Source organism: Halorubrum sp. C191, from assembly GCF_002727095.1.
GTDB classification, from domain to species: domain Archaea; phylum Halobacteriota; class Halobacteria; order Halobacteriales; family Haloferacaceae; genus Halorubrum; species Halorubrum ezzemoulense.
This window is the reverse complement of record NZ_NHNZ01000025.1, coordinates 114,405-141,372: the sequence shown is the minus strand read 5'-3', so window position 1 is coordinate 141,372 and position 26,968 is coordinate 114,405. Positions and strand designations below refer to the sequence as shown.

Below are 26,968 nucleotides of genomic sequence, written 5' to 3'. Positions count from 1 at the left end.
ACCGAATCAGTCGTTTTGCCGTCACTTTTTAGTCAACTGTCCGAGTATTCGCGCATATGGCCCTCGTGAAACGGCTCGTATGGTTCCTCACGCTCGGCTGGGTATTCGGACTCGTCTGGGCTGTGATGTCGATCGCGCTCATGGCCTCAATCGTCGGCTTCCCGTTCGGTATGCGAGCGCTTCCGTACGCTTGGCCGATTGCTACACTTCGCACCGCGCCAGACGAGGCGATCCGTAACGCGCTCAACGGCGACGAAGACAAGTCGAACACCGCCGCGAGTTAGAGGTACAGCCGCTCGCCCCGTTTGAGCCGTCGCGCCTGTTCTTCGGTCAAATCGCTTTCAAATACGGGAACACAGGTACAGCGACAATTCACGATTTCTCCGGGCGGCCCCGTCGGATCGCCGGGATGAAACAGGTCCGTTTGACCGACATCGAACTGGCCTTCGACCGGCACGATTTGACCGTCGGCGCGTCGATGTGTAAGCCGCGTCCGGTTGTCGTCTGTCGCGATCCACTCTTTGCCGATCGCCGAACTATCCTCGATTGCCGACTGATTGCCGCGCTCCGCTGCGCCATGAACGAGAGTCCGGGCGTGGCGTTCGAGCGCGTACTCGCCAAGCACGTCGCGAGACTCCTGCTGGATGCGCTCGGCGACCTCGTCATAACTTAGTCCGTTCTCGAACCAATCACGGAGCCGCGGCCCGAGGCGACCGCCGATCGTGTCGATGACTTCGTCGGTGACTCTCTCAACATACTCGTCGACGTTCTCGATCGCCGACTCTGGAGTGATGTCGAAGTCGATCGCCATGCCGTAGCGCCGGGCCGTCGCCCGTCGCCCGGCCGTAAGGCCATCGCCGATGCCGGAGAGAAACGTCGAGAGAATCGCGTCTCGGTAGGCTCTGGCGAGTTTGTCGACTACCGCCTGCCAGTCACCCTCCGGGTCAGCAACGGCGTCTCGCACCGTCTGCTCGATCTCTGAACGGAGGTCGTCGAACACGTCGCGGAGTTGCCGACGGAACGACCGCATCACCGACTCCACTTCCGGCGCGTCCTCGACTTTATGAACGACGACCGGCTTGCCCGTCGACGAGCGTTTGATCATTCTCCGAACGGAGACGAGGAGCCGTTACCGCCCTCTCCGGCCGGCGGCTGTTGAACCGGGGCGTTGGTCGGCGCCCCATCGCCGATTTTCGGATTGTTTAACTCTGCGAGCAACAGGCCCTCCAACTCGTCTTTCGGTTCGAGGCCGAGTTCCTCACGGGCTTCGTTGACGTACATCGACCCGTTGGACGCCGCGATCCGGGTCTGTGCTAACTCCGCTTCGGTGAGTTGATCCGTCCCTTTTGTATGGAACTCGATTGTCCAGTCGTCGACGCCAAGAACCTCTTGGTGGATGACACGGTAGATACGCTCCGCAAACCGCTTCTGTTGAGGCTTAATGACTTCCTCGGTGAAATCGCGGATTTGCTGGCGCGAGTTGGCCTTATTGGATGACTCCAACCGGTTGATCAGGACGTGCGGCACCTCGTGAACCTTCGCTATGTCATGCTCGTTCATCCGGCGGAACTCGGTAAACGCCATATCCTCCTCTCCCTGCGAACTAAGCGGTTCGATGCGGATTTTCGGCGTCCCACCGTCTGCCGTGTCGATGTCGTAGTCGGCGAGTTCCTCCGCCTCAAGAACGACCATGCGACGATCCTCGCTTTTCCGAAGCCGATCCACCAACTCACGGAGGCTCTTACGAGACTGCTCCGTCAGCCGGCCGTCCTCAACGATAACCGCGTACTGCGGCATCGCGTCGTAATCGAAAAACCGACGGTTGAACTCCTTGGCCGACTGGTCGGCCATCATGGTCTCGACCTCCGCGACCCAATCAGGGATGCCGTAGTACTTCGTTAACGGGTGCTGGTTCGGGATAAACAGGAGTTCGTTGGCGGGCTCGTTTTTCAGGTCGTTCGGATCCTCCGCCGTCTCGCCCGTCTTCCGATCGACGTACGTGGGGGATTCGTCAGACTCCATTTGAACGCGCTGCCCCCGATCCCCGGCCTCGCCGTAATACACCGTAAGGCCGTCATCTTCCTGAACGTAGCCGTGGCCGACCGAAACGGGAGAGGAACTGCCTTTCCGAACCCGAATCTCCTCGGCAGGCACCGCCGCGAGGCCGACCGGCTGATCGTCGGCCGAATACATCACCTCGATCGCCTGCCAGCCAACGCCGTGCCAGTCACGCCGGCTCACCTCGAATACCTCAGTCGGCGTCGAAGCGGGCGTGCCCTGCGGCCCGGTTTTCCAAATCGATTCCCGACCGTGCCAGAACTCCTGTAGGACCTCTTTCTCGTCCTCGCTCGGATCCTCGGCCTCGGGATGAGGCACGATGTCGAAGCCGAAGCCGACCTCGCGAACGGACTTCTTCTTAATCGCGACGGCGTGGGTGCCGTTAATCTCCTGTAACGTCGCGAGCTTCGCCGGCGGATACGGCGGACTGATGCCGCCGCCGATCGTTCGGCCGACGTGCCGCTCGTCGAGCTGCTGCGACTCGGCGGCTTTTTCGAGTGTTCCGTCGGCGCCGGGATAGTAGACGTTGAGGTCTGCCTGTCCGGCTGAATCGTCACTCGCGCTCATGCTGGTCGTTTTTATGGATTTTCATCGCTCGCTCCGACGGGAAGGGTCGCCCGCAAATCCCGCAAGAAACGAGGTTCTCCTGTGCGAGTTCGCGCACCGACTTCTCGAACACGTCGCTATCCGTCTCCGTCCGCCTCATCGTCTCCGTCGTCGTCAGCGTCGAGTTTGTTCACAACCGATGCGCCGCCGTCGATGCCGAACTTCCGGCGTTCGATGCCGTCGTCACTCATATGTAGGTCACTCCACCGCGATCGTCGTCGCGGTTATCCTTGCGCCGCTTCATCGCCTGTACCTGCGACAACTGATCGGCCGCCATCGCCAGCGCGTCGACACAGTCGTCTTTGTACCCCTCCGGCGCCGCGTAGTGGACGTTGCCCGACGGCGTCACCTCGTACGTGAACACCGTCATCTCGTGCCGGAGTTGCGGCACATCGTACGCCGACAACTCGCCGTTCTCTACTCGGGTCGCGAGGTTCTCGACGAGGTCCGTTTTCGTCTGCCGCGTGAACTTGATCGGTTCGACGGCGTGGTCGGCGCCGATGTCCGCGACGAGCTTGTTATCGCGGGTCGCGTCCATCGCCACGATGCCGTCTCTGCGCCGTGCCGCCGTTCTAATGGCGTCCTCGATTTGCGGCCACGACTTATCCCGCATCCGCTCGAACTCGACAAGACGCCCGTCTGCGTCCAAGACGACGCCGACGGTGTAGTCGTCGTGGCGGGCGAGGTCCCAGCCATGAACGAACGGCGGGGTCGGCTCGTCCGGCGGCCCGTCGAGCGTGAACAGGAGATCGTCGATTGCCCCGAATACATCGCCCTCGTCGTCGACAAACTCGGCGAGATACTCCTGCCGAAACACCATGTCGGGGACTTCGCCCCGTTTATCCTCCGGATTTTCGTCGATGAACGGGTTATCTGCGCTCGTCGCGTGGAACGACGCCCACTCCTCGAAGTCCGGGGATTCTCCCCGTTCATACAGCTTCTTGAAAAACCGGGATTTGGGTTTCGAGATGAACAGGACCGAACCCCGCGTGTCGAGGAGCATGGGGTCGAGGTCCGAATACCACACCTCCTCGGGCATCTGGTATGCCTCGTCGACGATCATGTGGTCGACGCCGGCGCCCTGAAGCGAGTCGGGGCGGTCGTACGTCCGGAACTCGACTGTAACGCCGTTCGACAGCACAACGACGTACGGCTTTGTCCGGTTGACATCGTCGATCCATGAGTCGGGGATCGCAGCGATGAACGTCTGGAACCCGTACTTATTCGCTTGGTCGTACGACGGGCCGAGCCACCAGATGAGGTAGTCATCAGGATCGTCGGTCCCCCACTCAAACCGCCACGGATACCGAACGTGCTCGACGAGGTCGATTACCGCCGAGATGTTCTTGCCTGCCCGGCGGCCCCACGAGGCAACACGGAACCGCTCGGGCGACGCCACGAGTTCTTGCTGTTTCTCGTGCGTCTCGAACGCCGGAGCTGGCGTGAGGGGCTGTCGATTTGCCGTGGCGGCACTCATCGTTACGAGGCCGGGTCAATATCGAGAGTCCCGCGATACGCCTCGGCGAGGATCCGCACCGCCTCGCCGTACGTCACCTCACCGGCACGACGCCCGCGGCTCGCCTGTTCGCCATCGACGATGCCGGCCTCGATGTCCGCGTCGAGGAGTTCAAGAACATCGTCGAACGCCGCGCGCTGTTCGTCAGTCGTGAGCTTGAGCGTCTTGTCAGTCATCCGTCGTCGGGGTCGTTGGTCGTCGAGTTGTACTCCTGTATTTCAGCCGGTTTGACGCCGAGACGCTTACCGAGCGTTGCGACCATGATCCGCGCCGACTCCAACGACGGGATCGAGCCGAGCGCAAAACCGAGCAGTAGGGCTTCGATTTCGTTCATCGGTACTCGTGAAGGTCGATCGGCTCTTCCATCGCGAGGTACGTCTCCCGCCCCGGCGGTTCGTAGAACGCGAGTTTGTCCGGGTCGCCAGAGACGGCGAAGACGCGGACGTCTGGCGTGTCGAAGGTGTACGCGGTCGATGGGTCTTCCGCTTCAATCATCTCCGCGTAGCTCCTCCGCACGCCACGCGTCTCCGACATCAAGGTCGGCCAGTCGATCGTCCCACAACGAATCGCCCGGCTCGACGACCATCAGGTCGTGACGAACAGCCGACGCCCGAGTCAACGCCCGAACCTCGGTGTACGTCTGCCCGGAGTTGACGAGTTCGTCGTGGTTCTGGACTGTGCCATTATCGCCGATATCGAGGTCCGCCTCGTCTTCGTACGCCTGAAGCCGAACCGGAACGAGGTCGTCGTCACTCATCGGTTTCGTCCTCCGAATCGTAGGTCACGAAATCGGCCGTCACGTTTTCCTCGGCATCGACCGACACGTCCGCGTCCATGCTGACCTGCTTCTCCTCGGTCTTGGTGTAGCCGTACGAGGTCTGTAACACGAACTCGGGCGAGCAGTCGCGAATCAGCTCACGCTCTGCTCTTGCTCGTGCGCGTTTGACTTCGTCCGAGAATTCGGGATATCGCTCGAACCACTCGTATAACGTCGACTTCCCAATCCCGGCGACACGGGCGATTCCCTCGTATGTCAGGCCACGTTCGGCCGCATCGAGGATCGAGTCGCGATACTGTTCCAACTTGTCGGGCCGGCCGCTGGTGTCCTCCTCGTCGCCCTGAATGATGCGGGCCGACGTTTCGCCGATACCGTCGACTTCGTCGGCGAGCGTATCAGGATCAGCGTCGAGAACCTCGTCGACCGTCTCGTACCCAGCCTCGCGAAGTGACTCAGCGATGCTCGGGCCGACACGTTGGAGGTCGGTTAGCTCAGTTGCGTCGCTACTCATCGTCTGACTCACCGTCGCTTATTTTGTGAACCTCGTCTTTGATGTCGTGTACGTCCTGAAGGAGACCGGCATCACCGGGATCCTTCGGGTCGCCCTCGAAGTACCGTTCGAGACGCGCCTGCGACTCCTCCAGTTGGTCGAGGCGTTCCTCGTGATACTCCAGCCGACTCTTGTTTGCGCTCATCTCCAACTCATCCCACAGCTCGTTCACTCGCTGGCGGTCGCGGTACAGTTCACGCCCCAACGCGGCGATTGTGAGTGTGAGTGAACCAAGAACCCACGCGATGTAATCGCCGACGACTGCCTGAAACAACCCTATCGACGTTCCAACGACCACGTCTGATCACTTCCTTACTCAACGTAAACCGCATCAACATCGAAGTTCGACAGTATCGACTCGACTTCTTCGCTCACTTCGGCGACATCACACCCCCGACGCTCGGCGATCGCCTGAACCAACACATCGCGCCGCTCAGGGTTCTCGATGTCACCGATACGCGTGTACTTGTCAACCGCGCTCATCGTCAACTGACAGGGTGAACGTGCGGACCGGCCGCCTTCGCCTTGTTATACCGCTGCCGGATATCGTCGATCGACGGCACATCGAGCGCGTCGAGGTCCATGTCGATATCGTCGATCTTGTGAACTCCGGCCATCGGCCGTCGATCCGAGACGCGCCACAGTTTGCCGAGCGCCCGGAACTCATGGACATCCGGCCGGCCAATCCGCTCCGCGAAGTCGTCGCCGGGTTTCGGCGAGGGCAGCGTCACGACATCCGCCGTATTCAGAACCTCCTCTTGCCGGCTCGTGTGGAAGTGCCCGCGGACCTGTACGTCGTAGTCGTGAGCGTACAGGAGACCGCGTTGATCGGCTTCCGATCGAGCGGTCGCATCGGCGTGAATCTGCTCGTCCTGTCCGTGTCGGATATGGTAGTTATGACCGCGTATCTCGCGGTTCGCGTAGTGCCCGCCGTTCGAGATACGGAAGTCGACATTATCGACGCCGGCCTCATGGAGCCGATCGACCGTCCAGCGGTAACAGTTGAGGTCCTGATTCGCCTGCTGTGACTTCGCCGACGCTTTATCGAGGCCGTGATTGCCCGGCACGGCCGTCACGGTGACCGTATCGAAGTGCTCGCTGAACGTCTCGATTTGGTGGGTCAACACCTCGACCGACATCGCGAGTTGGTCGGCGAGCAGGAGGGTGATATTGTACTCCTGCCCGTCGTAGACGCGCTCGCCGGTGACCATGTCGCCAAGCCAGAGGACATGAACCGTGTCGATGTCGGTCATCGACTCCATCATGTCCTTGATTTCGAGCGTCCGGCGAGTGATTTCGAGGACGGAGCCGTAGGCGATCCGGGGATTATACACCTCCCGACCGCCGGCCGTGATGAGGTCGCCCATGTGAACATCGCCGAATGCGACGACGAGGGACTCGGCGTCTGGGTCGGCGTCTGGCGTCGCACGCAACGGCTCTCGGCGTTTGAGGCGTCGAAGGACCGCCGCTTCCTGTTCGGTGCGGAACTCGTTAGCGCGGCGTGTGATGGTCGATTTCGCCTGCGTCGACAGCCGGCGGACGTTCTCGGTATCCTCGCCGGTCAGGTAGTACGCCTCGCCATCATGTTTCACGGCGGCGTCGGCGTCGGACTCCGCAAGACGGTCGCGGATACGGGTCACCCGACTCTGAACGCCCGACCGACTGAGGCCGAGTTCGTCAGCGAGTTCCGACGGCGTTTCGGGCAACTCACTCAGGAGTTCGAGCTGTGCGTCGGTAAGGAGGTTCGATAAATTACTCATGCTCGACCGGGGTATCGCATCGCGGGCAGGTTTCGTGATACTCCGAAACCGGCCAATCGCAGTTAGGGCACGTTTCGAGCGGCATCTTGACTCCCATCGTCGGCGGCGTGTTTCGTTACGGTTCGCTCGACCGCCCGCTCAAACAGGCGATCGTCGCGAAACTGTTCATCCGGGTCTGACTTCCACTCGTCGAGCAGGGCCAGAAAGTCGTCGCGATCCAACGACGCGACGGCATCATGTTCGCTCACTCGATCCGCCAGCCGCTCGGCCGCCTCGAAAAACAGCCGTTTCGGCATCGGGCGAATCTTCCACGTCTCATCGTCGGCGAGGTCCTCCGGCGGCACGTACTGGACGCCACACTTACACGTCGTTGTCATGCCACCGGCGGGCGTCTCGTCAGGCACCTTTGTCGTCTCCCCACGCCGTCGCCGTACCTCTTCGCCGTGGTCGACGAGGCGAGGCCAGAAGTCGTAGTCCCGCTCTGATGGGTCGTACACCCAGTCAACTGCGTACTCCCGCGAATACCGGGTGTGGGTCCGTCTGAAACAGTTGTTACACACATCCGGGTCGCGTTGGATGTCCTTGAAGATTGACATGGCGTGGGGGCTGTCCGGGGACTTATGCTACACTCTCCCCGTCGTGTTGGGCAGCCCACGCAGTCGCCCGACCGGGGTAAGGGAAGGGCCGCGTGGGGCATCTGATAATTACACCTTAACACCTATGAATAGTGGCACCACATCGATGGCGGGTGGAATTACTGAAGTCACTCCGTAGAAAGACAGGCGGGGAAGGTGCGAAGTGTGGAAGACACACCTCCCCTCCAAGGCCCAATCGTTACCCCGGTCGGGCTGAGTGCCTGACGAGACGGTGGAAACCGTCTCATCCGACCATTAACCGGCCGGCCTAATAAAACTTTTTCAGAGAAAATCGGACAGATGTCTATCGCTTGGCACACGAACGTCGAGTTGTTTAACTTATGCCGAGATAAGCGGTTCGTCTTCCGGTATATGTAAAGTTACCTCGTCGTCGGGCTGAGACGGATGTCCCTTCAGTTCTACCTGTTTCTTGTCGCCTTTACCGTGCGTCAGGTGGAGCAGATGAGTGATCGTATGATCCATCAGGACCGGTCCCCATAAGCTGAAGTCCGAACCGGAGTACGCATCGGGGTCACCCTGAACCTGAAGTGTGAGTAGAACAGGACAATCGAAGTCGTTGGAGAGTGATTGTATCGCTTCGAGGTGATCGGCGATAACTGCGTTACGATCGGGGAGGTCTGATCGATCGGTAAACTCTCCACTTAGTCGGAAGTTCGCGATGAACGAGTCAACGACGACGATCGATACTTCATCGAACGTCTCTCGAACCGCATCGTATGAGTTGCGTTGAACACGAAGGTTGTCGACATCGTCGTCTGGCTCATATGCCTCGATCTTATGGATATGACTCAATACGTCTCGTGGATCGGTTCGAGGATCGTCGAGATATTCTTCATGACGATCGTCTCGATCGTCTTGATCATCTAGACCGTCTAGACCGTCTTCCCCATTTACCCCCTTTCGTATGTTTTCCCCCATTTCCCCATCGTCACGGATGAGAGAGCGAAGCCGCTCAGTTTGAAAACGGTTTGGCTCAGTTTCGATATACACCGCTTCACCGACATGATACTGAGCGGCAGCGACAAGCGACTGTAAGGCGAACTGCGTCTTGCCGGCTTTCGACTCTCCGCTCACGCCGACGATGAACCCGCCGCGGAGGCCGCCGCCCATCATGGCGTCAACCTCGGGAAGCGAAGTCGTCACTTTCGCGGCTTCCTGTTGCTCTTCTTCGACCGCCACGCCACTCTGTATCTGGACTCCCTGACGCTGAGCGCGGTCGAGGATCGTTTCGGCTTGTCGGATACCGGCGTTCTCGAGCGTGTCGAGGTCGGCGTTCGCCAGCTCGTTGACTGACTCGATACCGGCATCTCGCAACTTCGACTCCTTGCCCGGCCCGACGCCGGATAGGGATTGAAGGTCGGACATCGGTCCGTCGATGTGTAAAGGCCGGCGAGGGTTTGCCCTCCCGTGTTACGTCTGGCCCGAGACGTTCAGGGGGTGTTATTTCCCTACCCACCGTGTATGGTCGGGTGTCGCCTACCTACCCCGGTCGGGCGGCAGGTCAAGTGTGAGTGACTTAGCGGAACAAATCGCGGCGTTGGCAGAATCGAGCGAGAAAACAGAAGCCGAAATCAGCGACGCGATTGAGGCGAAGCTCGCCGAGTGGAACGATGAAGGGCTCGTCGTGTCGGAGGAGCCGGCCGACGAGATGCGGCAGCAGGCGTTTAACGTCGTCAAGTCCGACATCAACCTCTCGGGCGGCGGGTCGGCTGATACCGAAACGGTGCCGATGTTGGCGCTTGGCTATCGCATGGAGACGGGGTTGGCCGACTACGGGATCCGGGCCGCCGGAGTCATCAACCCCGACGACGGGCCGGCTGGCGTCGCCACTTTTCTGATCGACGGTGACGATGGCGTCGACATCGACCACGCGAAACGGTCGATGCGGCCGCTTGAGACGTGCCGTGTAGCGGCCGATGTCCGGCGGTGCGGGACGTACGATAATACGCCGACGATCAAGAAAGGCGGCGCCCCGGCCTACGTGATGGAGTCGACTGAGGATACGGTGTTAGAGCAGGTCGATCCGGCCGATGCCGGGGCGGGCGACCCGATCGCTGACCTCCCGGCCGATCGAGAGCCGAAGCGGGAGATGATCCATCAGAACTTCATTACGGAGGCCGACGCCGTCACCCTCCAAAACTTCGCGGACCATGTCGCGACGGAAAACGCGAACGGCTGGGCGGCGGGCCTCGGGGTCGACATCAAGCGGTTCCGGGGCAACGTCGTCGACGGCGTTCAGTTCGAGGAGAGTGGGCTGTTGACGCTGTCCGACGACACGATCATGACCGAGGCCGACGTGCCAGACGAGCTGGTCTCCGACCAGATGCGGACGCCCGGCCTTCAAGTCGACATGGTAAACGAGTTGATGTACGGCGAGGGGTCGGTTCTCGACGTGTACGGCTATCTCATCCAACGCGACGACGGCCAGTATCGCATGATGGCGTTCGGGGCGATCCCGATCGTCGAGTTCCCCTACGACGGGGATCGCTACGAAGACGCCGGCTCCGATGGCGCCGATGACGAAGCCATCGAGGAAGACACCATCTAACGATGGGCTGGAAAGACGAAGTCAGCGACGACGCGGACGAACCGAAAGCCGACGGCGGCTCGACCACCGACGACGACGGTGGCGCGAGCGGCTGGGGCGGAACAAGCACCTCCGACGGCGGCGACGGCGACGAGAGTGCCGGCGGCTGGGGCGGCTCCCCGGTCGACGAGTCCGACGACACGGACGAGCCGGCGAGCGACGACGACGGTAACAGCCGTGCGGAGGACATCGAGAAGCAGCAGACGCTCAACGACGACGGCGACGAACTCGACATCGACGAGACGGGTGACCTCCCCGATGCGGAGGGGGCGCCCGAGCCGGAGAACGCGACGGCGCCCGATGACGACGACGGCGATGATGTGGCGCCGGCCGATGCCGATGACGACGGCGGCGATGGCGGCGAAGAGACGGACGAGATGACGCCGTCTGTGACGAGCGCGGTCGACATGACCGATACCCCCGACGACGAGTCGAACGGCGCAGACGACGGCGTCTCTGGCGAGACAGCGGACGGTGCGCCCGAACCTCCGACGCCATCAAGTGCGATCAGCGTCGAGCAGGCCGCCGAGCGGGATCGCCGGTGGAAGATAATGGCGTGGGGACCGCCAAAACTGTTCAAGACGCATATGGGCTTTACCATGCCCGAGCCGGTGGCGTTCCTCGACTTGGAGGGAAAGGCCGACGATATCGCGCACAAGTTCACGAATCGCGAGGTCCAAATTTGGCAGCCGAAGTCGATGACGGCCGAACCGGATACGAAGTTCCGGCGCACCCGCAAGGCCCTCGATGAAGCGTTAGAGTGGCTCGACTGGCACCGTGAGAAGCGCGGGGTCACCGGGTCGATCGTCGTCGACTCGATGTCGCTGATGTGGGAGTGGGCGCAGACGCACCACATCCTCGAAAACTACAAGCTGAAAGACCCCGAGGAAGTGGAGTTGTCGGCCAACTTCAACTCGTCGCAGGAGTCCGATTGGCAGGTGATCAAGGAGTATCACAACGGCGAGTTCCGCGGCCGCATCGTCGATTCGCCGTATCACTTCTACTGGACGGCGATGGAACGCGTCGACTTCGAGGAGACGTTCGAGGATGAGCAGGACCGGCAGTATTACGAGCCAAAAGGCGAGAAGAATAACCCGTACAAGGCGGACACGATTCTCCGCGCTCGGAAAGACGACGATAGCGGGAAGGTCGGTGACCTCGTCGGTTCCAACTTCACGGATAACGTGTTTGTCGGCATGGAAAAGCCGACGTTCCCGAAGGTTCGGGACGCCGTCAACCGAATCGAGGAAGCCGAGTCGTCAGACGAGCCAGTCGCAGTCGATGAATTGGCCGACGCGATCGAAGCCGAAACAATAATCGACCATGACCCACAGGTCTACGTCCAAGAATGAGCCATGAATCGTCGATTCGCGTCTACGACTCCGATAAACGCCTGTTGGAGGCGATGAAACGCCTTCCGGCGGTCAAACAGCGGGCGGTGGAGTTGGGGATTATCGACGAGACGCACAGCGGAGAGCTGTCGTTTGACGAGCTACTCCGCACGATTATCCCCGAAGACGCGGAGCCGTTAGAGTTGCCCCCGGAAGAGCGGACGCGGTTGTATGTCCGTTCGAATCGGGCGAAACAACGCGTCGAACAAGTGACGGGCCGCGGCGTGAGTCAGCGACGGGCGATTCTCACGTTCGCGGCGCAATTCATCCAACAGCAGGGCGGTGAGACGCCGTGGTGGGTGTTCAAACACCAGCCGAGCGACGACGACATCGACGCGATCGACGAGGCGCACAGCGACGACGAGTAACCCGACATACCCCGGTCACACATGAGTCAGAACGAGACGCTCGCGACCCTGCGAGCTACGCTTAGCGAAATCGCACAGATTATCGAGAAAACGTCGCTCAGCGGCGAAACCGAACATTCCGACCTCTACATCGACGTACATGAGGATCGGCTCGACGTGTTTCAGGCGGCTCCCGGTGAAGTCGTGCTGACGTACGCGACCTTCCGTGAGGACTACTTCACGGAGTTGGAAGTCGCGGCCGACGCGACCACGCAGACGGCGATCGACACGAGCGGCGACGAGTTCGAGTTCGAGACGGGTGCCGAGGCCATCTGGAACGTGGCCGATACCCTGACGTACCTCGACTTCGCCGGCGATGCGGGCGATACGGTCGAGGTCGAGTTGACGGGCAGTTCGGACACGCGGCTCGCGTCGCACATCCGGGCGGTCGGCCCGTCGCTCAACACCTGGACGAAACTGCCCGGTTCGGAGGCGGCCCTCGAAGACGTGCCGTTCTGGCTGGCCGACCGATTCAACGATGAGGAGCAGTACACGAACCCGGCCGGCGATCCGGCGCCGACGCAGGTTGAGTTGAAAGCCGAGACGCTCGACCGCATCGTCGACCTCGTCGAAGAAGACGCGCAGGCGGAGTTCTACCCGATCGTCGTCGAAGACGGCGAGCTTCGCGTCGACGTTGGCGACGAGTCCGGCTCCGGCGCTCGCGGGACGCTGCCGACGCGGAGCGTGAGCGGCCCCGATGTCGAGAACACCTATCACGACGGCTTCGAGGAGGTGTTGAACGTGCTGTCTGGGCAAGTCGAACTCCAGACGGCGCCGGGGAATAACCCGCTCGCGTTCGTCGCTGACCGCGAGGACCATACGATCCGCCACATCGTCGGCTCCGTCTCGGCGTGAGGTGATCGGTGATGGATGCGCTTACCGCGCCGACCCGAACGCTGTTCGGCGAATTTCCGCGGGCCGTGGGGGTGTCTGACCCGTACGGTGACGGCGGCCTTCGCCAGTACCTCGTGAACTCAGCGTCAGAAATGAAAGGCGTCATCGAGCAGGTCCGTAACGAACGGAACCTCTACGCCTCGGTCGCGTCGTATCAGCCGCTTGTCGACGGCGGCGAATATGTCGGCAACGCCGTCGCGATCGATAAGGTGTCGTTCGACCTCGACTCAGCGGCGAAAGCGGCGCCGGACGCCGATCGGCGCTGGGCGCATCCGCTCATCCCCGACGACGCTCGCGATGGCGACATCATCGAACGGATGCGGACCGACGCAGACGTGCGAGACGCCGTGCTGGGCGACGTGTGCGATGATGCCCGGCAGTTGGCCCGCGCCTCACGGGACGCCGACATCCCCGTGTGTGGCGTGTTCTCTGGCCTCGGCCTCCACGTACACCAGTTGTACGAGTCGACCGCCTCCCGGCCGGGGCTGAAGGTTCAGACCAACGCCCGGCGGTGGGTGAGCGAGTTGGAGTTGCCGACGGTCGACTCGCGGGCGACGGGCCGTGAGTACCGGATCCTCCGCGTGCCGAACCTCCGGCGTGTCGATCACAGCGGCGGCACGTCGATCCCGACGGCGGCGGTTCAGGTGCCGTTGACGGGCGAGGAGTTGGCGGACATCACGCCCGAGGAGCTGCTCGACCTCGCGGACTCGCCGCGGCCGTCGCTGTCGATCGGGGCGGAGGAACGGCCGGAGTTGACGGTGCGAGAGGCGTACAAGGGGCCGGACGCGGACGAGTTCGGCCAAGAGCAGATGCGAGAAGTGCCGGAGGTCACGGCGGTCGATAACGAGGTCGCCGAGCGGGTGATCCGCGAGATGACCGAGATGCCGTGCGTCTACGAGCGGGCGCTCGGTCGGAATCCGCCGAACGACGTGCGTGTTCAACTCGGCACGCTGCTGTTGGCGTCGGGCATGACACCGGCGGAGGCGGGCGAGTTGATCGCGCAGTTGGGCTGGGCGGACTACGACCGTGACGTGACGGAATACCAGTTAGAGAGCCTGTATGAGAACAATACCGGAACATGGAGCTGTTCGACGCTTATGAATAAAGGTCTCTGTACTCGGGCTGATGATCCCGAATCCTGCCCGATGTACGGTTACCCCGGTGGAGATACTCCTCGAGGTGAGTCGCGATGAGCTTCTCGCCAAACGCCGCGGCCCGCGTCGGCGAGGCCCTGTTAGACGACGCAGACACGGTCGTCTCTCCGTCGGAGTTGGATGCGGTGGCCGACGCCGACGACACGACGATGACCGTGTCTCTCGGCGAGACGGCGCAGACGATCGATATCTGCGCGGCGAACATCGTCGTCGCCGGCATCGACGATCCACGGTCGACGTTCGAGACGATCCGCGGGGCGACGAGTCATAGCGGGGACGCGATCAGCGAGGCGGTCGGGAGCCGGATGGTAAACGCGCCGGTGCCGGTCGTCGAAGACGGCGAGTATCGAGCCGCCCGAACCCGCGGTTTCGTCCGTGGGCTGGCCGCGATCGCCTCGATGATCACCGACTCGCGGAAGAACGCGGTGTATGCCGCGGTCGAAACGTTGGCGCAGACGTCTCCGCAACTGAACATCAGCACGAATCCATTACGCGACGTGAAGGAGTTTTATGTCGTTGAGACGCCGCCCCGCATCGAGCACGAAGTCGAGACGGAGGTAGAGACTATCGAGACGACCACGTCCGCCGCATCAGCCGACTGGTAAACATGGAAATCGACACAACACTCCAAATTCCCGAAACCGCGATCGAGCGGTTAGCCGACGGTGAGGCTGTCGTGCTTAAGAGCGACATCGAGAGTACCGCCCTGCCGACCACCTACCGACTCGAACCCCGAGGTGACGATACATGACAAAAATAGGAGAAGTGATGTGGACGGAAAAATTCAGACCCCAGACGCTCGACGATATCGTCGGTAACGAGGATGCCGTTGAGCGGCTCAAGAATTACGTCGACGATCCGGGGATGCCGCACCTCATCCTCGCGGGTCCGCCGGGCGTCGGCAAAACCGCCTCGATCACCGCGCTCGCCCGTGAGAAGTACGGTGACAACTGGAAAAACCACTTCACGGAGTTGAACGCGTCGGATGAGCGTGGGATCGATACCATCCGAGACAAAGTGAAAGGTATCGCGCGGCAAGGGACGACGGGCGGCGCAGACCACAAAATCATCTTCCTCGATGAAGCCGATCAGTTGAGCCGAGACGCGCAGCCAGCGTTACGTCGGATATTCGAGGACTTCCATGATGTGACGCGCTTCGCCCTGTCGGTCAACTACCCGTCGCAGGTGATCAGCCCGATTCAGAGTCGGTGTTCGATGTTCAGGTTCAGTCGGCTCACCGACGAGCAGGTCACCGCCACGCTAATCGAGATCGCGGAGGCCGAGGGCGTCGACTACGAGCCAGACGCGATCGAGGCGTTGGCCCGCGATGCCCGCGGCGATATGCGGTCGGCGATCAACGCGCTTCAGTCGGCCGCGATCGAGGGTGAGGTGACCGAGGATGTCGTGTCGAGTATCGTCGGCATCGTCGACGACGACCTCGTCGGAACGATTCTCCAGAAGGCGATGGAGGGCGATGTCGATACGGCGATGTACCTCCTCGATGATAAGCTACTGAAGGAGGGCGCCAACGTCGAACTCCTCGCGGAGTCGTTCCTGCGGGTGATCAAAGGTCGCGACGACATCCCGGCGCCGGCGAAGATGAAGCTGTTAGAGAAATTAGCGGACGTGGAGTGGCGCGTGCGCCGGGCGTCGAACCCGTCGGTACAGTTCCACAGTTTCCTCGCCGACGTGCGAGTCGCTCGTCACCTCACGCTCGGCGACAGTTACCCGACCGAAGAGAATTATGAGTGACTCTGAAGATCAAGTCGACGGACATGAACACTTCCGGGGAGGTGAGTTCTTCGGAGACTCTAACTCGGGCGACGAGTTTGGAACGCCGACGTGGCTCGTTGAGCCGTTGCTCGACGCCCTCGATCAGGAGTTGTACGACCTCGATCCGGCGAGCGGAGCTGAGCCGCGGCCGTACGCCGAGACGCGATATACGGAGGAAGACGACGGGCTAAAGCAGTCGTGGTTCGGCCACGTCTGGATGAATCCGCCGTACGGCCGCGGTATTAACGAGCGATGGGCGCGAAAGGCGTGGGAGGAAGCGAACCGCGACGCGGTCGACTCCATTACCGCGCTCGTGCCGAATAACGCCGAGACGGAGTGGTTTCAGTCACATTACGCGCAGGCGGACCTGAAGTGCGAGGTGAAGTCGGCGATATCGTTCTACAATACGGAGTTTACCGCCACGTTTGATTCGGCGATCGTCGTCTGGGGCGTCGACGCCCTGCCCGATGACTACCTCGCCGCGCTGTCGTCGTTCGGTGAGCTGTGGCTCGCGGTCGACGGCCACGACCTCAACTCCGCCGCGGAGGTGACATGGTAATGCCCGAAGATTCGGACGTGCCGGCGACGCTCGACCCAAATACGTGGACGCTTGATTTCCAGTCGGACGTGACTTCAGACACGCCCGACCGGGATACGAAGTTATCAGCGTCGCGTATCAAGACGTTCGCGAGGTGTCCGCTGTCGTACTGGTTCAAGTACATCTCCGATCATGAGGATGTCGAGCCGCCGGGCGTTCCGCTCCGGTTTGGTAGTCGTGTTCACGAGGCGATCGAGGATGTGATCGCCGAGGACCGGGCGCCGCTCGACCGGCAGGACATCCTCGAATCGGAGCTCCTCGCGGCGTTCGAATCGAAAACACAGTATAGCGTGCCAGACGAGAAGTTGTCGACCGGTGCCGACTGTATGCGGACCGCCGCGCGGTTCATCGCCAACGATCAGCCCAGCGTTCGCGGCGTCGAGCAGCGGGTCGAGTTCGGGATCGACATTCCCGACCCGGTACCGACCACCGCGATCATGGACCTCGTGACCGATGACGGCCTGATCGATTGGAAGACGGGCTCAATCCGTGACTACACCTCGCACCAAGAGAAGATACAGGGGGCGGTGTATATGGGCGCGTACCTCGCCGAGTACGGGGAGCCGCCCGAGTCGGTGCGGTTCGTGTACCTCAAAGAAGAGCGGGTTCGGTCGGTTGAGCCGAGCGATGAGGTGTGGGAGTACATGACCGACTACGCCCGTCGACTCGTCGAGGCCGAAGAGTCCGGGCAGTTCCCGGCATCGACGGGAAGTTACTGTCGGTCGGTCTGCCCGTACGAGGTGTACTGTCCGGCGGCAGACGCCGGCGCCGGCACCGTGCCGTACGAGCAATATTGACCGGTAATATACGAATCAGCCATTAGGTAACACGCGAGGTTAAAATTCAATTGTCCCAGATAATGACGACGATGGCCCAAGAACCCCGGTCGGGCTCATCCGTGGCTGACGAGCGTGACGTGCTGATGCGCGTCACGTCGCTGAGCCACGACATCGAGGACGACGGGACGATCGTAGTGACCGCCGCCGGTCGCGACGAGTGTGGAGATCGGCGGACGATACAAATTGACGGCACGGTGCCGTACCTGTACGTTCCTGACGACGAAGTCGATGCTGTTTCTGACGACAAACGCGTTCGTGACGTGACGAGTGGCTTCGAGTCGTACGACGGAAAACCGCTCTCCCGCGTCGACACGCTGACGCCGCAACACGCCGGCGAGTTGGCCGACGCAGTCGATGACGACCATGAGGCGGACATCCCGTACTACCGCCGGTGTACGATCGACTACGACCTCTCCGGGTACATCCGCGTGCCGGAGACGCGTCGCTGCTCGATCGACGCGATTGAGACGGACCCGGCGATGCCGTCGGACCCGATTGAACCCCGTCTCCTGATCGCAGATATCGAGGTGTTACAGTTCGACGCGGGGCTGACGATCCCCGAACTCCTCGATGAGTATAGCCAGCCAATTAGCCATATCACGGCGTGGGACTCGTACGAAGACGAGTACATCGCGTTGTACCTCGATCCCGACGGCGCGGTCGAACCCGACGCGGTCAGCGACGCGTTAAACGCGCATCTCGACGCAGACGCGGTAGCCGAGGAAGTCGACCGGCCCATTACCCTCCGTCGGTTTGACGACGAGAGCGCGTTGTTACGCGGGTTTATCCGGCTCGTCGAGAAACGGCGGCCGGATGTGACGAGCGGGTGGAACTGGGTGGAGTTTGACTGGGACTACCTGCTCGGTCGGATGGCGGAGTTGGACCTCGGCGACGTGACTCGCCACGAACTGTCTGATACGGGCTACGCGTCGCGCCGGCGGAAGCTGCCGCGGATGGTCGACGGCCTCCCCGCGTTCGACATGATGGACGGCTTCACCGAGACGATGTCGTTCGGCGAGTGGCGCTCAAAAGGCCTCGACTACGTCGCCAAGCGGAAGTTGGACGTGGGGAAGATGCCGAACGTCGATATCACCGACGCGTTCGAGAACCGGCCGTCTGACCTGCTCGCGTACAATATTATCGACGTGGCGCTGACGGTCGCGCTCGATCGCCACGAGGCGATCCACGAGTTTCACCTCGAACTCGCCGAGTTGTGTCAGGTGGAGCTGTCGGATACGTCGCAGACGATGCGGCTCGTCGACGGTTACCTCATGTCGCAGTCGAGCGACGCCGAGATTCTGCCGTCGATGGAGGAGTCGGACATCCCGCCGAACGACGGCGGACTGGTGCTGACGCCGGCCGACGGCATCGAGGAGTGGGTCGGTGTGGTCGACCTCAAGTCGCTGTATCCCTCGGTCATTATTACGTGGAATATCAGCCCCGAGACAACGCACTTCTACGACGACATGGAACCCGGCCCGGTGCCGCAGACGATCGATATCCCGTGGCTCCCGAACGCCGACGAGGCCGACGGCGGGGAGTTCGGCCATGACGCGATCGGCTTCGATACGATGTGGTCGGACCTGTCGACCGAGGGGCTCATCCCGAAGTATCTGCGCCGGCTCTTCCCGCGCCGAGCGAAGTTCAAGCGGCTTCGCGACGAGAACGACCCGGAAGACGAGTTGTACGGCGTGTACGACCGGAAACAGGCGGCGATCAAGGTCGTGATGAACTCGTTCTACGGGGTGATGTCGAATAACTACTGGCGCCTCGGGCAGTACGGCCTCGGTGACGCCGTCACGTCCGCCGCGCGATATGCGCTGTGGATGGGCAAGGAAATCGCCGAAAAACGCGGTTACGAGACGATTTACGGAGATACGGACTCGGTCCTCGTATCGCTCGCGGAGCCGGACGAAGACATCGAAACCGCCCTCGACCGCGGACACGAGTTAGAGGCACACATCAACGAGGGCATGGATCGATGCGTCGCCGCCTCGAACCTCACCGGCACCCATCCATACCTCGACGCGGACGGAGAGTTACACGGCACCGATCGGCACGCGCTGGTGTACGAGTTCGAGAAGCTTTACCGGCGGTTCATCCAAGCCGGCAGTAAAAAGCGGTATGCCGGCCGGATCGTCTGGACGGAAGGCAAGCGTGTCGACGGTGATATCGATACGACGGGGTTCGAGGCGCAGCGGTCCGACGCGCCGGAGTTGACTGAACGCGCACAGCCCGAGGTGATCAACCGCATCCTTGCTGGAGAGTCGTTCGACGAGGTTTCGGCGTACATCCGCGGCCTGATCGACGACATCGAGGCGGGCGACATCGAGCCGTACGAGATCGCGTTACCGTCGTCGCTCGGGCAGCCGCTCGACGACTACGGGAATACGCAGGTCGCCCGTGCCTGTCGGTACGCGAATCAGACGCTCGATGCTGACTGGCGTGTTGGAGACGACCCGTGGATGTATTTCGTAGAGTCGACGCCGACGATGGCGCCCGGCACCGACGTTTTGGCGCTTGACTGGACAGATGACGTGCCTGACGGCTTCGACCTCGATATCGACAAACACCTCGAACGAGCGTTAGAAAGTCCGCTCGAACCGATTCTCGACGAGGTCGGATGGCGGTGGACCGAACTCAAGCAAGGCGCACAGACGACGAGCGCCGCGGGCGGCGACTGGTCGGGTGAGTGGAACACCGACGATCAGGGCGCCGTTGCGGATGCCGACGAAGATACGGCCTCGGATTGGGGCTGGTAAAATACCGATCCACGTTACCCCGGTCAAAATGTCAGCCCAAGCGGTAGACAGCGAGAAGTACGAGCAGCGAACGTGCGTCGTCTGCGGCGATGAGTTCACCGCCGCACAGCGACGAAACACCGTGACCTGTTCGCGGTCCTGCGGGACGGTCGTTCAAAAGAAGCGGCAACTCGAGCTTGAGGTGGGAGGCGATGCCTGATGCCGACGACCTCAACGACCGCGTGCCGTGGGTCGCGTACTTGCGGAGCGTCGAGGGGGCGGCGCAGACCGATGGCGGTGAGCCGGAGGGGTCGAACGATGAGTGAGCAGCTCGTCGAGAAGTACCGGCCCGAGACGTTCGACGAACTTCAGGGCAACAATCAGGATCTCGATGCGATCCGTGACTGGGCGGCCAACTGGTCGCCCGGCGACCCGCCGCAACTGTTGGTCGGCCCGCCCGGAACGGGCAAGACGTCGACGGCGTACGTCACGGCCGACACGTTTGACTGGCCGCTTCATGAGATCAACGCGTCGGCGGCGCGGACGAGCGACGATATCGCGCAGTTCACGCGGACGATGCGGTCGACGCCGACGACGGCCGACCACCAACTCGTCCTCGTCGACGAGGTGGACTCGCAACACTCGGCGGTCGATCTCTCGCCGTTGTACGAGGAGTTGCGCGACCCGTCGAACCCGGTCATCCTGACGGCCAACGACAAGTATGAGGTGCCGGACCCGATCACATCGGCGGCCGAAGTGCGGGAGTTTTCGCTTGGCGTGCGGTCGCGGAAGGCGAAGCTCAAAGAGATCGCCGAAGCGGAAGGGATCGACCTCGCGCCGTCGGAGCTGAAGCGGCTCGCGGAGCGGCCCGACCTCCGCTCGGCGATCAACGACCTCCAGCACGTCGCCGGCGGTGGGTCGGCCGGCGCCGATGGCCGGACGTGGGACGAGGGCGAGTTCTCGGCGATAGACGCGTTGCTGAGCGGCGATGCCGAGACGTGGCGTGATGCCCTGGCCGCGGATGACGACACGTTCTCTCGGCCAGACGACGCGATTCTCTGGGCAGATGAGAACATCACGACGGAGTTTCGCGGACTGGAGCAGGGCGTCGCGTATCAGGCGCTCGCGGCGGCCGACGAGTGGGCGGGTCGAGCGTGGGAGCGGCAGGAGTTCCGGTTCCAACGTTACGCCTATGCGTTCGTCGAGATGTTGCCCGAGACGCGGTTGACGGAGCCGTACGGCGGCTACATCAACGTCAACTTTCCCTCGTGGTTCCGGTCGACGACGGACGGGCCGGACGGGTCGAGTCCCGAGGCGGCGGTGTATCAGGAGTTGAAAGACGAGCGCGGTTTCACGTTCGCCGGCTCGTATTACGAGTTCAAGCGGCGGGTGTACCCGATCCTCCGTGGCCTCGATGAAGACGAGCGCATGGAGTTGGCGCTTGACCACGACCTCTCGAAAGATGCGATCGAGGCGTTGGGCATCGATACCGACGATATGGAGGCGTGGGCTGACGAAGACATCGACCAAGACGAGGAGCCACAGCTCGCGGAGTCCGCGGCCGGGACATCGTGGTAGCGTGGTGATTTACGAACTGCCAAGTGTGTAACGCGGGTGAGGTAACCCTCCCCGTGTGTAATATACCGGTGTGGTATGACCCAAGAAACCACGCTCGAAACGTACGAGATAGACGATTCCGACCGGCGTGTCCTGCTTGAACGCGAGAAGGGGACGAAACTCGGTCGACTCACGATCGAGGTGGAGTTTACGCCCGATGGCGAGTCGATCGGGGCCGGCGCGTTCGAGGAGTACATCCGCGAGTTGGATGTCGATGACGCAGAGAGTGTTGAGGCCGTCGTTGATCGCATCTTCGCCGATGTCACCGCGTCGCTCGGCCGTGATTCGGTGTTCACGGTTGTCCGGCGGCAGTCGGGCGACGGACCACTGAGCGACGAGCGGCGCCCGGCCACGGCGAAAACGGTTCGACGCGGCGAGATGTCGTGAATTGAGTGAGAGACACCGTTACCCCGGTCACTCATGTATGAACACGAAGTCAAGAACGAACGTGGCGCACTACTCGAAGAAATCGCGGCGCCGTCGATCGACGCTGGCCGTGTTGTGTCGTTTGATACGGAGGAGTTGACGGCGTTTTGCCCGTTCGACTTCGGCGGCCCAGACTTTTACCGGCTCGTCATCCGGTACATCCCCGGTGAGTCCGGCATCGAGTCGAAGTCGCTGAAACAATACGTCGAGTCGTGGCGCGAGGCGGAAATCAGCGCCGAGAACCTCGGGGCTGAGATATACCGCGACATCACCGAGACGGCCGACCTCGTCGACTGTTACGTTCGTCTCGAACAGGCGCGACGTGGCGGCATCGAGGAGACAGTCGAGTTCGGCGCGATCGACCGCGAGATCCTGCGGTCCGGCGCCCGAGGCGAATCGTCCGCGAATTGAATCCCATCGTTACCCCGGTCATGTCTGTGAAATCCAAGCTGTCGACGACGTTTGACGCATCGTTCGTAAAGATGACGATCGTGGCGCTGTTCGTGGCGTCGCTCGTCACGGCCAACATCACCGCGACGAAACTCGCGGTGTACGACTTCCCGATCCTCGGGGAGATGACGGGATCGGTCGGCGCGTTCATGATCGGCGTGTCGTTCCTGATGACCGACCTGCTGAGTGAGGTGTACGGCAAGAAGACGGCGCGGCGAGTCGTGAACGCGACGATCATCGCGTTGGCGGCGACGTTCGCGATGGTTTCGTTCGCGGTGTGGATGCCCGCCGCGGCCGATTACTCCCTCGCATCGGAGTTTGCCGCCGTGCTGAGCGGGTCGTACTCGATCGTCACCGCATCGGTCCTGTCGCTGATCCTGTCGCAGAACATCGATGTTTCGGTGTTTCACGCGGTCCGCCGCGTTACCGGCTTCCGGCACAAGTGGGCGCGGAACATGATCAGCACCGGCACCTCCCAACTTGTCGATACGGCCGTCTGGACGTGGCTCGCGTTCATCATCCTGCCGCCGGTGTTTGGCGGAACGACCGTGCCGTTCGCCGTGACGATCTCCATCATCACGACGGAGTACATCATTAAGATGGTGTTCGCGGCCGGCGATACCGCGGTGTTCTACGCCGCGTCGGGCCTCGCGGAGCGGGCCGGTCTGATCGATGAGTCGTCGTTCGCAGGGGTGCCGAGCGATGACTAATGGCGACCCGACTGGCGTTGAGGACGTGGCGCACGGCCAGCCGGAGCCGGCGCCCGGATCGACCGGCGACGAACTGGCGCGCGACGTGTTGGAAGACGTTGGCCGGCTCGTCGACTCGGACCGGGACACGCACGGCGACGCCGTCGAAAATCAAGAGCACATCGCCGACGGTTGGACGTGGTATCTCCGTGGCCAAGGCATCCTCGCGTCGCACGAGGAACTCACCGGCCTCGATGTCGCGTACATGATGGCGATCCTGAAGATGAGCCGTAACGCGGTCGGCGAGTACGATATCGACCATCCGCGCGATGTGGCGGGGTACGCCGGCATCGCCGCGGCGTGTCAGGTAAAGCGTGGTGAGACGGACCCTGACGACCTGACGGTCGGCGACTACGGTGAACACCGATGAGAGTGGCCCTCGACCTCGACTCGACGATCGCGGCGACGTGTCGCGTCGCGTTCGACCTCATCTGCGGCCCCGACCACGACTACTCGTACGCCGATATCGAGTCGTGGGAGTGGGGGTTAGAGGAGTTCGGTGAGGCCCGGTACCTGTCTGCGCTGTGGCACGCGTGGACGCTCCGGCATCAGGAGATCGAGCCGATGGAGCCGGCGCCGAGCTTCCAGACGTACAGTATCAAGACGCATCCGGAGGTCGACACGCTCGACATCGTCTCGAAGTACCCCGACCACAAAGGCGCTGAACAGTATCGGCGTCGGTGGCTCGATGACCACGGCATCGAGTTCGATGAGTTCGTCCGCGTCGACGGGTCGAAAGCCGCCCTCGATTACGATGTGTACGTCGACGACGATCCACGGCTCCCCGCCGCGGTCGCGGAGCGGGATGCCCCCGGCACGGTCGTCGTCTACGACCAGCCGTATAACCGCGATGTCGACGTGCCGCATCACCGCGCGCATCGCCTCATCGAAGTGAATCAGGCGTTGCTGGAGGTGAGCGCGGATGTCGGGGCCTGATCCCTCGGCGTGGGGGCCGACGCCAGAGACGCGGTCAGACGGCGGCGAGATGGTCAACCGGAGCCCCGCGTCCGATACTACATGGAGCGCGGACGGCACCGAAGACGACGGTGTCTCGTCAACAGATGACGCCGTGACGAGCGCGGGGTCGGTCGAGTCGGTCCTCCGGCGCGGACGGTACACGTTCATGCCTGTGTTCGGCTTTTCGATCGCCCGGATCGCGGCGCAGCGATACGGGAGCCGGCGCGACATCGATACCGGGCTGCCGTCGACCGAGGCCGACCACGACTACCTGCTCGACGGCCATGAGATGAGTTGGTGGGAGTCCGACTCCGTGATGCCGGCGCATCCGTTCGCGCTCGTCAATCCGGCCGGGGGGATCGGCGGCGTCGACCTGAGTGAACACGATTTCCGCGACGTGTTTCGGTTCGAGCGCGGTGAGCAGTTCATCTTCGCCGACTCGGGCGGGTTCCAACTCGTGACGATCGACGACGCGGAAATGGTCGATGACCCGGCCGACCACGACTTCAACGAGTACCGGATCAACCCGGAGCGGCTCGTTGAGTGGCAGGTGCGGAACGCCGACGCCGGCTCGACCATCGACTTCCCGCCGTACGGTAACACCGAAGGGACGCAAAACTTCGCCGCGCAAGACGAGTTCACCCGTGAGTGGGAGTCGCAGTTCTACGACCACGCCGTCCGGCACCGCGAGATGGTCGAACGGATGGGCCATCGACTTCAGGAGTTGCGCGACGACGGCGCCGACGGCGCGGCGGGGTACCTGTTCGCGCCGGTGATCCAAGCCCGGCCGCATCCCCGCGCCGACGACTCGCACAAGCTCGCCCGCGAGTGGTGGAAGCGGGCGGTCGATGGGGCGGCCGACGCCGGCCTCCAAAAGCCCCGTGCGTGGACGCTGTCGCCGAAGCCGGCCACGTCGATCGGGCAGGTGGCGTATCATCTCGCGTTCGCGGCCGAGTACCTCGACGACGCTGAGTATATTCACGTCCTTCAGGTGTCGGGCGAGCAACAGCTCCCGCTCCTGATGTACTACGCCAGTCGGACCGACCAGATGGTTACGTCCGACTCGACCGCGCACACGTACGGCGCGAAGGCACGGCGGTTCGAGTTGCCGCGCACGGCGCGGCGCCGGTTCACGGTCCTGTCGACGCGCGATGAAGAGGAGAACGAATACCTGTCGCCGACGGAACTCGACTTCTTCCCGTGCCGATGTCCGGTGTGTACACGGACGCAACGCGATCGCGGCTTCGACGCGATTGCCTCAGGCGAGACCTCGCTCGACTCGACGCCGATCGTCCTTCACAACCTCCAGCAGATCCTCGACATGAATCGGACGTTCGACGCGATGCTCCGCGAGGATGAGTCGAACGTGACGATCGGCGGAGAGCCGGTCGGCACGGAATTTTGGCGCCTTCTCGACTCGTTCTTCGACGAAAAGACACTCCGCGACCTCCATACCGCGCTCGAATACGTGGCGACGGCGTTCGACGACGGCCTCGACGCGGCGAATCGGCGGTATCGTGTCCTGTGGAATAGCAGCGGCGGGCGGACGATCGTGCCGGCTTCGGACTCGGCCTCCTCGACCTCGTGGTAGGCGCGGAGCGCGCGCGAGTATCTGCGCCTCGTCTGACGGGGTGTTTGGGGGTGAGTTAGCCCCGGAGTCCCCGGAGGTCGAGGGGATGTTTATAGGCAAACCTCGCTTGAACAGGTAAAGTTTTATTATCCCCCGGAACGTATGTACGGGTGAGAAGAAGGCGAAGGCAGTTGCGGTGTGCGAACCCACGCGACGACAGCGGCCGACGCCCCTCGCCAAGCGGGGTCAGGTCGTGACCGGGGTTGCCCGGTCAAGCACGTTCCGAGAGGAGGTCCATGAACCAGCGCCGGTTCGGAGTGCCCGAGTGGAAGCGGGCGCAAGGCGCTACCCCGGTCGGGCGAGGATCCCCACGTTCGACGCGGCGCGGTGCCGGCCGCAGAGAGCCTCTGGAACCTCGGGTGTGGATCAGCGGGCGTTCGATCTCGTCCGGTGAGCGGCGGTGCTGGCGAGCCGGACAGCGTCGAGCGATAAAGCGTCGGAGCCCGTGTGAGTAAAGTCACGACACAGACCGACGCCGACGTGCCCTGAGTGGCAGTCCGTGGAAACGGGGCTTAGACGTGGGATACGGCGAGGCGAGAGCCAGCGACCCCGAGTTCCCCGCCCAGTCGACCGCGTGCGCCGACACGGCGTACAGCGTACACCGAGGTAGTCATCCCGTCGACGGTACAGCGTGAGCTTCCGGCGGCGTTTTTCAAAGCGCGGTTAGGCCAGACGCGCGAGTAGCGGACATGGAAACGAGGGGGCGTCGCGCAAGTGAGTCCCCCGCGAGTAACACTCGACGGGGCGCATCAATCCGTCGCCGGCTGAAGCCGGCCTGATGAGCCGTACGACGGCGAAACGGAGTGTTTTGCGATATGTGCGAAGAACGCG

The 26,968-nt window shown here is 62.4% G+C and carries 33 protein-coding genes; 19 read left to right on the top strand and 14 right to left on the bottom strand.

The annotated features are described in order from the left end of the window. Window positions 1–56: 56 nt before the first annotated feature. Window positions 57–284 carry a YccF domain-containing protein gene (locus Z052_RS02025; RefSeq protein ID WP_099288697.1) on the top strand — a complete coding sequence of 76 codons (228 nt, stop codon included), beginning with the start codon at window positions 57–59 and terminating at the stop codon, window positions 282–284. On the opposite strand, the gene Z052_RS02020 is transcribed toward Z052_RS02025, so the two are convergent. From Z052_RS02020 to Z052_RS01975, 14 genes are all read right to left on the bottom strand, one after another. Then, window positions 281–1,105, bottom strand: coding sequence for a phage minor head protein (locus Z052_RS02020; RefSeq protein ID WP_099288696.1), 825 nt, complete (start codon window positions 1,103–1,105; stop codon window positions 281–283). The genes Z052_RS02025 and Z052_RS02020 overlap by 4 nt on opposite strands. Further along, complete coding sequence (locus tag Z052_RS02015) at window positions 1,102–2,376, bottom strand: phage portal protein (RefSeq protein WP_199058220.1); 1,275 nt, start codon at window positions 2,374–2,376, stop codon at window positions 1,102–1,104. The genes Z052_RS02020 and Z052_RS02015 overlap by 4 nt, the downstream gene beginning before the upstream one ends. A 235-nt stretch (window positions 2,377–2,611) precedes the next feature. Beyond that, window positions 2,612–2,764, bottom strand: a complete 153-nt coding sequence (locus Z052_RS21340) for a hypothetical protein (protein WP_144049969.1) — start codon at window positions 2,762–2,764, stop codon at window positions 2,612–2,614. 87 nt (window positions 2,765–2,851) lie between these two features. After that, on the bottom strand, window positions 2,852–4,141 hold the full coding sequence (locus tag Z052_RS02010; RefSeq protein ID WP_099288694.1) for a terminase large subunit domain-containing protein: 1,290 nt from the start codon (window positions 4,139–4,141) through the stop codon (window positions 2,852–2,854). Between the two features lie 2 nt (window positions 4,142–4,143). Then, window positions 4,144–4,356 carry a hypothetical protein gene (locus Z052_RS02005; protein ID WP_099288693.1) on the bottom strand — a complete coding sequence of 71 codons (213 nt, stop codon included), beginning with the start codon at window positions 4,354–4,356 and terminating at the stop codon, window positions 4,144–4,146. Beyond that, window positions 4,353–4,514: a hypothetical protein gene (locus Z052_RS20070; protein WP_158228652.1), complete on the bottom strand. Its 162-nt coding sequence runs from the start codon at window positions 4,512–4,514 to the stop codon at window positions 4,353–4,355. The genes Z052_RS02005 and Z052_RS20070 overlap by 4 nt, the downstream gene beginning before the upstream one ends. Next, a complete protein-coding gene (locus Z052_RS20065; protein ID WP_158228651.1) occupies window positions 4,511–4,675 on the bottom strand; it encodes a hypothetical protein in 165 nt (54 codons plus the stop codon). The genes Z052_RS20070 and Z052_RS20065 overlap by 4 nt, the downstream gene beginning before the upstream one ends. Beyond that, window positions 4,668–4,937, bottom strand: a complete 270-nt coding sequence (locus tag Z052_RS02000; protein WP_099288692.1) for a hypothetical protein — start codon at window positions 4,935–4,937, stop codon at window positions 4,668–4,670. The genes Z052_RS20065 and Z052_RS02000 overlap by 8 nt, the downstream gene beginning before the upstream one ends. Then, window positions 4,930–5,469, bottom strand: a complete 540-nt coding sequence (locus Z052_RS01995; protein WP_099288690.1) for a helix-hairpin-helix domain-containing protein — start codon at window positions 5,467–5,469, stop codon at window positions 4,930–4,932. The genes Z052_RS02000 and Z052_RS01995 overlap by 8 nt, the downstream gene beginning before the upstream one ends. Then, window positions 5,462–5,806: a hypothetical protein gene (locus Z052_RS01990; RefSeq protein WP_099288688.1), complete on the bottom strand. Its 345-nt coding sequence runs from the start codon at window positions 5,804–5,806 to the stop codon at window positions 5,462–5,464. Before Z052_RS01990 ends, Z052_RS01995 begins: the two co-directional genes overlap by 8 nt. Window positions 5,807–5,820: 14 nt before the next feature. After that, complete coding sequence (locus tag Z052_RS20060; RefSeq protein ID WP_158228650.1) at window positions 5,821–5,991, bottom strand: hypothetical protein; 171 nt, start codon at window positions 5,989–5,991, stop codon at window positions 5,821–5,823. Between the two features lie 2 nt (window positions 5,992–5,993). Then, the gene (locus tag Z052_RS01985) at window positions 5,994–7,268 is read right to left on the bottom strand and encodes a hypothetical protein (protein ID WP_144049968.1); all 1,275 of its coding nucleotides are present in this window, start codon (window positions 7,266–7,268) and stop codon (window positions 5,994–5,996) included. 62 nt (window positions 7,269–7,330) lie between these two features. Continuing rightward, a complete protein-coding gene (locus tag Z052_RS01980) occupies window positions 7,331–7,864 on the bottom strand; it encodes a hypothetical protein (protein ID WP_099288684.1) in 534 nt (177 codons plus the stop codon). Window positions 7,865–8,242: 378 nt separating this feature from the next. Beyond that, the gene (locus Z052_RS01975) at window positions 8,243–9,289 is read right to left on the bottom strand and encodes a helix-hairpin-helix domain-containing protein (protein WP_099288682.1); all 1,047 of its coding nucleotides are present in this window, start codon (window positions 9,287–9,289) and stop codon (window positions 8,243–8,245) included. Between the two features lie 142 nt (window positions 9,290–9,431). Between Z052_RS01975 and Z052_RS01970 the strand changes: the two genes are divergently transcribed. The 18 genes from Z052_RS01970 (at window position 9,432) to Z052_RS01890 (ending at window position 26,098) form a co-directional block, all read left to right on the top strand. Continuing rightward, a complete protein-coding gene (locus Z052_RS01970) occupies window positions 9,432–10,472 on the top strand; it encodes a hypothetical protein (RefSeq protein WP_144049967.1) in 1,041 nt (346 codons plus the stop codon). Window positions 10,473–10,474: 2 nt separating this feature from the next. After that, the gene (locus tag Z052_RS01965) at window positions 10,475–11,863 is read left to right on the top strand and encodes an AAA family ATPase (RefSeq protein WP_099288678.1); all 1,389 of its coding nucleotides are present in this window, start codon (window positions 10,475–10,477) and stop codon (window positions 11,861–11,863) included. Beyond that, the gene (locus Z052_RS01960) at window positions 11,860–12,270 is read left to right on the top strand and encodes a hypothetical protein (protein ID WP_099288676.1); all 411 of its coding nucleotides are present in this window, start codon (window positions 11,860–11,862) and stop codon (window positions 12,268–12,270) included. Before Z052_RS01965 ends, Z052_RS01960 begins: the two co-directional genes overlap by 4 nt. A 21-nt stretch (window positions 12,271–12,291) precedes the next feature. After that, on the top strand, window positions 12,292–13,164 hold the full coding sequence (locus Z052_RS01955) for a hypothetical protein (RefSeq protein WP_099288674.1): 873 nt from the start codon (window positions 12,292–12,294) through the stop codon (window positions 13,162–13,164). Window positions 13,165–13,175: 11 nt separating this feature from the next. Beyond that, window positions 13,176–14,396, top strand: a complete 1,221-nt coding sequence (locus Z052_RS01950; protein WP_099288672.1) for a hypothetical protein — start codon at window positions 13,176–13,178, stop codon at window positions 14,394–14,396. Further along, window positions 14,393–14,962, top strand: coding sequence for a hypothetical protein (locus tag Z052_RS01945; protein WP_099288670.1), 570 nt, complete (start codon window positions 14,393–14,395; stop codon window positions 14,960–14,962). The genes Z052_RS01950 and Z052_RS01945 overlap by 4 nt, the downstream gene beginning before the upstream one ends. Before the next feature lie 2 nt (window positions 14,963–14,964). Continuing rightward, complete coding sequence (locus tag Z052_RS20055; RefSeq protein ID WP_158228649.1) at window positions 14,965–15,108, top strand: hypothetical protein; 144 nt, start codon at window positions 14,965–14,967, stop codon at window positions 15,106–15,108. Next, a complete protein-coding gene (locus tag Z052_RS01940; protein WP_099288668.1) occupies window positions 15,105–16,109 on the top strand; it encodes a replication factor C small subunit in 1,005 nt (334 codons plus the stop codon). Before Z052_RS20055 ends, Z052_RS01940 begins: the two co-directional genes overlap by 4 nt. Beyond that, window positions 16,102–16,689: a DNA N-6-adenine-methyltransferase gene (locus tag Z052_RS01935; protein WP_099288666.1), complete on the top strand. Its 588-nt coding sequence runs from the start codon at window positions 16,102–16,104 to the stop codon at window positions 16,687–16,689. Before Z052_RS01940 ends, Z052_RS01935 begins: the two co-directional genes overlap by 8 nt. Next, window positions 16,689–17,525 (top strand): PD-(D/E)XK nuclease family protein, encoded by an 837-nt coding sequence (locus Z052_RS01930; RefSeq protein ID WP_158228648.1) that lies wholly within the window; start codon window positions 16,689–16,691, stop codon window positions 17,523–17,525. Before Z052_RS01935 ends, Z052_RS01930 begins: the two co-directional genes overlap by 1 nt. Before the next feature lie 101 nt (window positions 17,526–17,626). Further along, the gene (locus Z052_RS01925) at window positions 17,627–20,329 is read left to right on the top strand and encodes a DNA-directed DNA polymerase (protein ID WP_158228647.1); all 2,703 of its coding nucleotides are present in this window, start codon (window positions 17,627–17,629) and stop codon (window positions 20,327–20,329) included. A 297-nt stretch (window positions 20,330–20,626) separates the two neighbouring features. Continuing rightward, the gene (locus tag Z052_RS01920; protein ID WP_158228646.1) at window positions 20,627–21,886 is read left to right on the top strand and encodes an AAA family ATPase; all 1,260 of its coding nucleotides are present in this window, start codon (window positions 20,627–20,629) and stop codon (window positions 21,884–21,886) included. Between the two features lie 75 nt (window positions 21,887–21,961). Next, window positions 21,962–22,312: a hypothetical protein gene (locus Z052_RS01915; RefSeq protein WP_099288658.1), complete on the top strand. Its 351-nt coding sequence runs from the start codon at window positions 21,962–21,964 to the stop codon at window positions 22,310–22,312. A gap of 33 nt (window positions 22,313–22,345) precedes the next feature. Further along, entirely contained in the window at window positions 22,346–22,762 is a 417-nt protein-coding gene (locus tag Z052_RS01910) for an NADPH-dependent 7-cyano-7-deazaguanine reductase QueF (RefSeq protein WP_099288656.1), read from the top strand. A gap of 71 nt (window positions 22,763–22,833) precedes the next feature. Then, window positions 22,834–23,511 (top strand): queuosine precursor transporter, encoded by a 678-nt coding sequence (locus Z052_RS01905; protein WP_158228645.1) that lies wholly within the window; start codon window positions 22,834–22,836, stop codon window positions 23,509–23,511. Then, the gene (locus tag Z052_RS01900) at window positions 23,504–23,920 is read left to right on the top strand and encodes a DUF6378 domain-containing protein (protein ID WP_144049966.1); all 417 of its coding nucleotides are present in this window, start codon (window positions 23,504–23,506) and stop codon (window positions 23,918–23,920) included. The genes Z052_RS01905 and Z052_RS01900 overlap by 8 nt, the downstream gene beginning before the upstream one ends. Beyond that, complete coding sequence (locus Z052_RS01895) at window positions 23,917–24,486, top strand: hypothetical protein (protein ID WP_144049965.1); 570 nt, start codon at window positions 23,917–23,919, stop codon at window positions 24,484–24,486. Before Z052_RS01900 ends, Z052_RS01895 begins: the two co-directional genes overlap by 4 nt. Further along, window positions 24,473–26,098 (top strand): hypothetical protein, encoded by a 1,626-nt coding sequence (locus tag Z052_RS01890; RefSeq protein WP_099288648.1) that lies wholly within the window; start codon window positions 24,473–24,475, stop codon window positions 26,096–26,098. Before Z052_RS01895 ends, Z052_RS01890 begins: the two co-directional genes overlap by 14 nt. The last annotated feature ends 870 nt before the right edge of the window (window positions 26,099–26,968 follow it).

What these genes read in the sequence shown, in the direction of transcription:
- Z052_RS01980 (WP_099288684.1), bottom strand. Translation starts at nt 7,864, where the DNA reads ATGTCAATCTTCAAGGACATCCAACGCGACCCGGATGTGTGTAACAAC.
- Z052_RS01965 (WP_099288678.1), top strand. Translation starts at nt 10,475, where the DNA reads ATGGGCTGGAAAGACGAAGTCAGCGACGACGCGGACGAACCGAAAGCC.
- Z052_RS02005 (WP_099288693.1), bottom strand. Translation starts at nt 4,356, where the DNA reads ATGACTGACAAGACGCTCAAGCTCACGACTGACGAACAGCGCGCGGCG.
- Z052_RS01940 (WP_099288668.1), top strand. Translation starts at nt 15,105, where the DNA reads ATGACAAAAATAGGAGAAGTGATGTGGACGGAAAAATTCAGACCCCAG.
- Z052_RS02020 (WP_099288696.1), bottom strand. Translation starts at nt 1,105, where the DNA reads ATGATCAAACGCTCGTCGACGGGCAAGCCGGTCGTCGTTCATAAAGTC.
- Z052_RS01975 (WP_099288682.1), bottom strand. Translation starts at nt 9,289, where the DNA reads ATGTCCGACCTTCAATCCCTATCCGGCGTCGGGCCGGGCAAGGAGTCG.
- Z052_RS20060 (WP_158228650.1), bottom strand. Translation starts at nt 5,991, where the DNA reads ATGAGCGCGGTTGACAAGTACACGCGTATCGGTGACATCGAGAACCCT.
- Z052_RS01995 (WP_099288690.1), bottom strand. Translation starts at nt 5,469, where the DNA reads ATGAGTAGCGACGCAACTGAGCTAACCGACCTCCAACGTGTCGGCCCG.
- Z052_RS01920 (WP_158228646.1), top strand. Translation starts at nt 20,627, where the DNA reads ATGAGTGAGCAGCTCGTCGAGAAGTACCGGCCCGAGACGTTCGACGAA.
- Z052_RS20055 (WP_158228649.1), top strand. Translation starts at nt 14,965, where the DNA reads ATGGAAATCGACACAACACTCCAAATTCCCGAAACCGCGATCGAGCGG.
- Z052_RS01910 (WP_099288656.1), top strand. Translation starts at nt 22,346, where the DNA reads ATGTATGAACACGAAGTCAAGAACGAACGTGGCGCACTACTCGAAGAA.
- Z052_RS01985 (WP_144049968.1), bottom strand. Translation starts at nt 7,268, where the DNA reads ATGAGTAATTTATCGAACCTCCTTACCGACGCACAGCTCGAACTCCTG.
- Z052_RS20065 (WP_158228651.1), bottom strand. Translation starts at nt 4,675, where the DNA reads ATGATTGAAGCGGAAGACCCATCGACCGCGTACACCTTCGACACGCCA.
- Z052_RS21340 (WP_144049969.1), bottom strand. Translation starts at nt 2,764, where the DNA reads ATGAGGCGGACGGAGACGGATAGCGACGTGTTCGAGAAGTCGGTGCGC.
- Z052_RS01900 (WP_144049966.1), top strand. Translation starts at nt 23,504, where the DNA reads ATGACTAATGGCGACCCGACTGGCGTTGAGGACGTGGCGCACGGCCAG.
- Z052_RS01950 (WP_099288672.1), top strand. Translation starts at nt 13,176, where the DNA reads ATGGATGCGCTTACCGCGCCGACCCGAACGCTGTTCGGCGAATTTCCG.
- Z052_RS20070 (WP_158228652.1), bottom strand. Translation starts at nt 4,514, where the DNA reads ATGAACGAAATCGAAGCCCTACTGCTCGGTTTTGCGCTCGGCTCGATC.
- Z052_RS01945 (WP_099288670.1), top strand. Translation starts at nt 14,393, where the DNA reads ATGAGCTTCTCGCCAAACGCCGCGGCCCGCGTCGGCGAGGCCCTGTTA.
- Z052_RS01935 (WP_099288666.1), top strand. Translation starts at nt 16,102, where the DNA reads ATGAGTGACTCTGAAGATCAAGTCGACGGACATGAACACTTCCGGGGA.
- Z052_RS02025 (WP_099288697.1), top strand. Translation starts at nt 57, where the DNA reads ATGGCCCTCGTGAAACGGCTCGTATGGTTCCTCACGCTCGGCTGGGTA.
- Z052_RS02010 (WP_099288694.1), bottom strand. Translation starts at nt 4,141, where the DNA reads ATGAGTGCCGCCACGGCAAATCGACAGCCCCTCACGCCAGCTCCGGCG.
- Z052_RS01960 (WP_099288676.1), top strand. Translation starts at nt 11,860, where the DNA reads ATGAGCCATGAATCGTCGATTCGCGTCTACGACTCCGATAAACGCCTG.
- Z052_RS01930 (WP_158228648.1), top strand. Translation starts at nt 16,689, where the DNA reads ATGCCCGAAGATTCGGACGTGCCGGCGACGCTCGACCCAAATACGTGG.
- Z052_RS01905 (WP_158228645.1), top strand. Translation starts at nt 22,834, where the DNA reads ATGACGATCGTGGCGCTGTTCGTGGCGTCGCTCGTCACGGCCAACATC.
- Z052_RS01955 (WP_099288674.1), top strand. Translation starts at nt 12,292, where the DNA reads ATGAGTCAGAACGAGACGCTCGCGACCCTGCGAGCTACGCTTAGCGAA.
- Z052_RS02000 (WP_099288692.1), bottom strand. Translation starts at nt 4,937, where the DNA reads ATGAGTGACGACGACCTCGTTCCGGTTCGGCTTCAGGCGTACGAAGAC.
- Z052_RS01915 (WP_099288658.1), top strand. Translation starts at nt 21,962, where the DNA reads ATGACCCAAGAAACCACGCTCGAAACGTACGAGATAGACGATTCCGAC.
- Z052_RS01890 (WP_099288648.1), top strand. Translation starts at nt 24,473, where the DNA reads ATGTCGGGGCCTGATCCCTCGGCGTGGGGGCCGACGCCAGAGACGCGG.
- Z052_RS01895 (WP_144049965.1), top strand. Translation starts at nt 23,917, where the DNA reads ATGAGAGTGGCCCTCGACCTCGACTCGACGATCGCGGCGACGTGTCGC.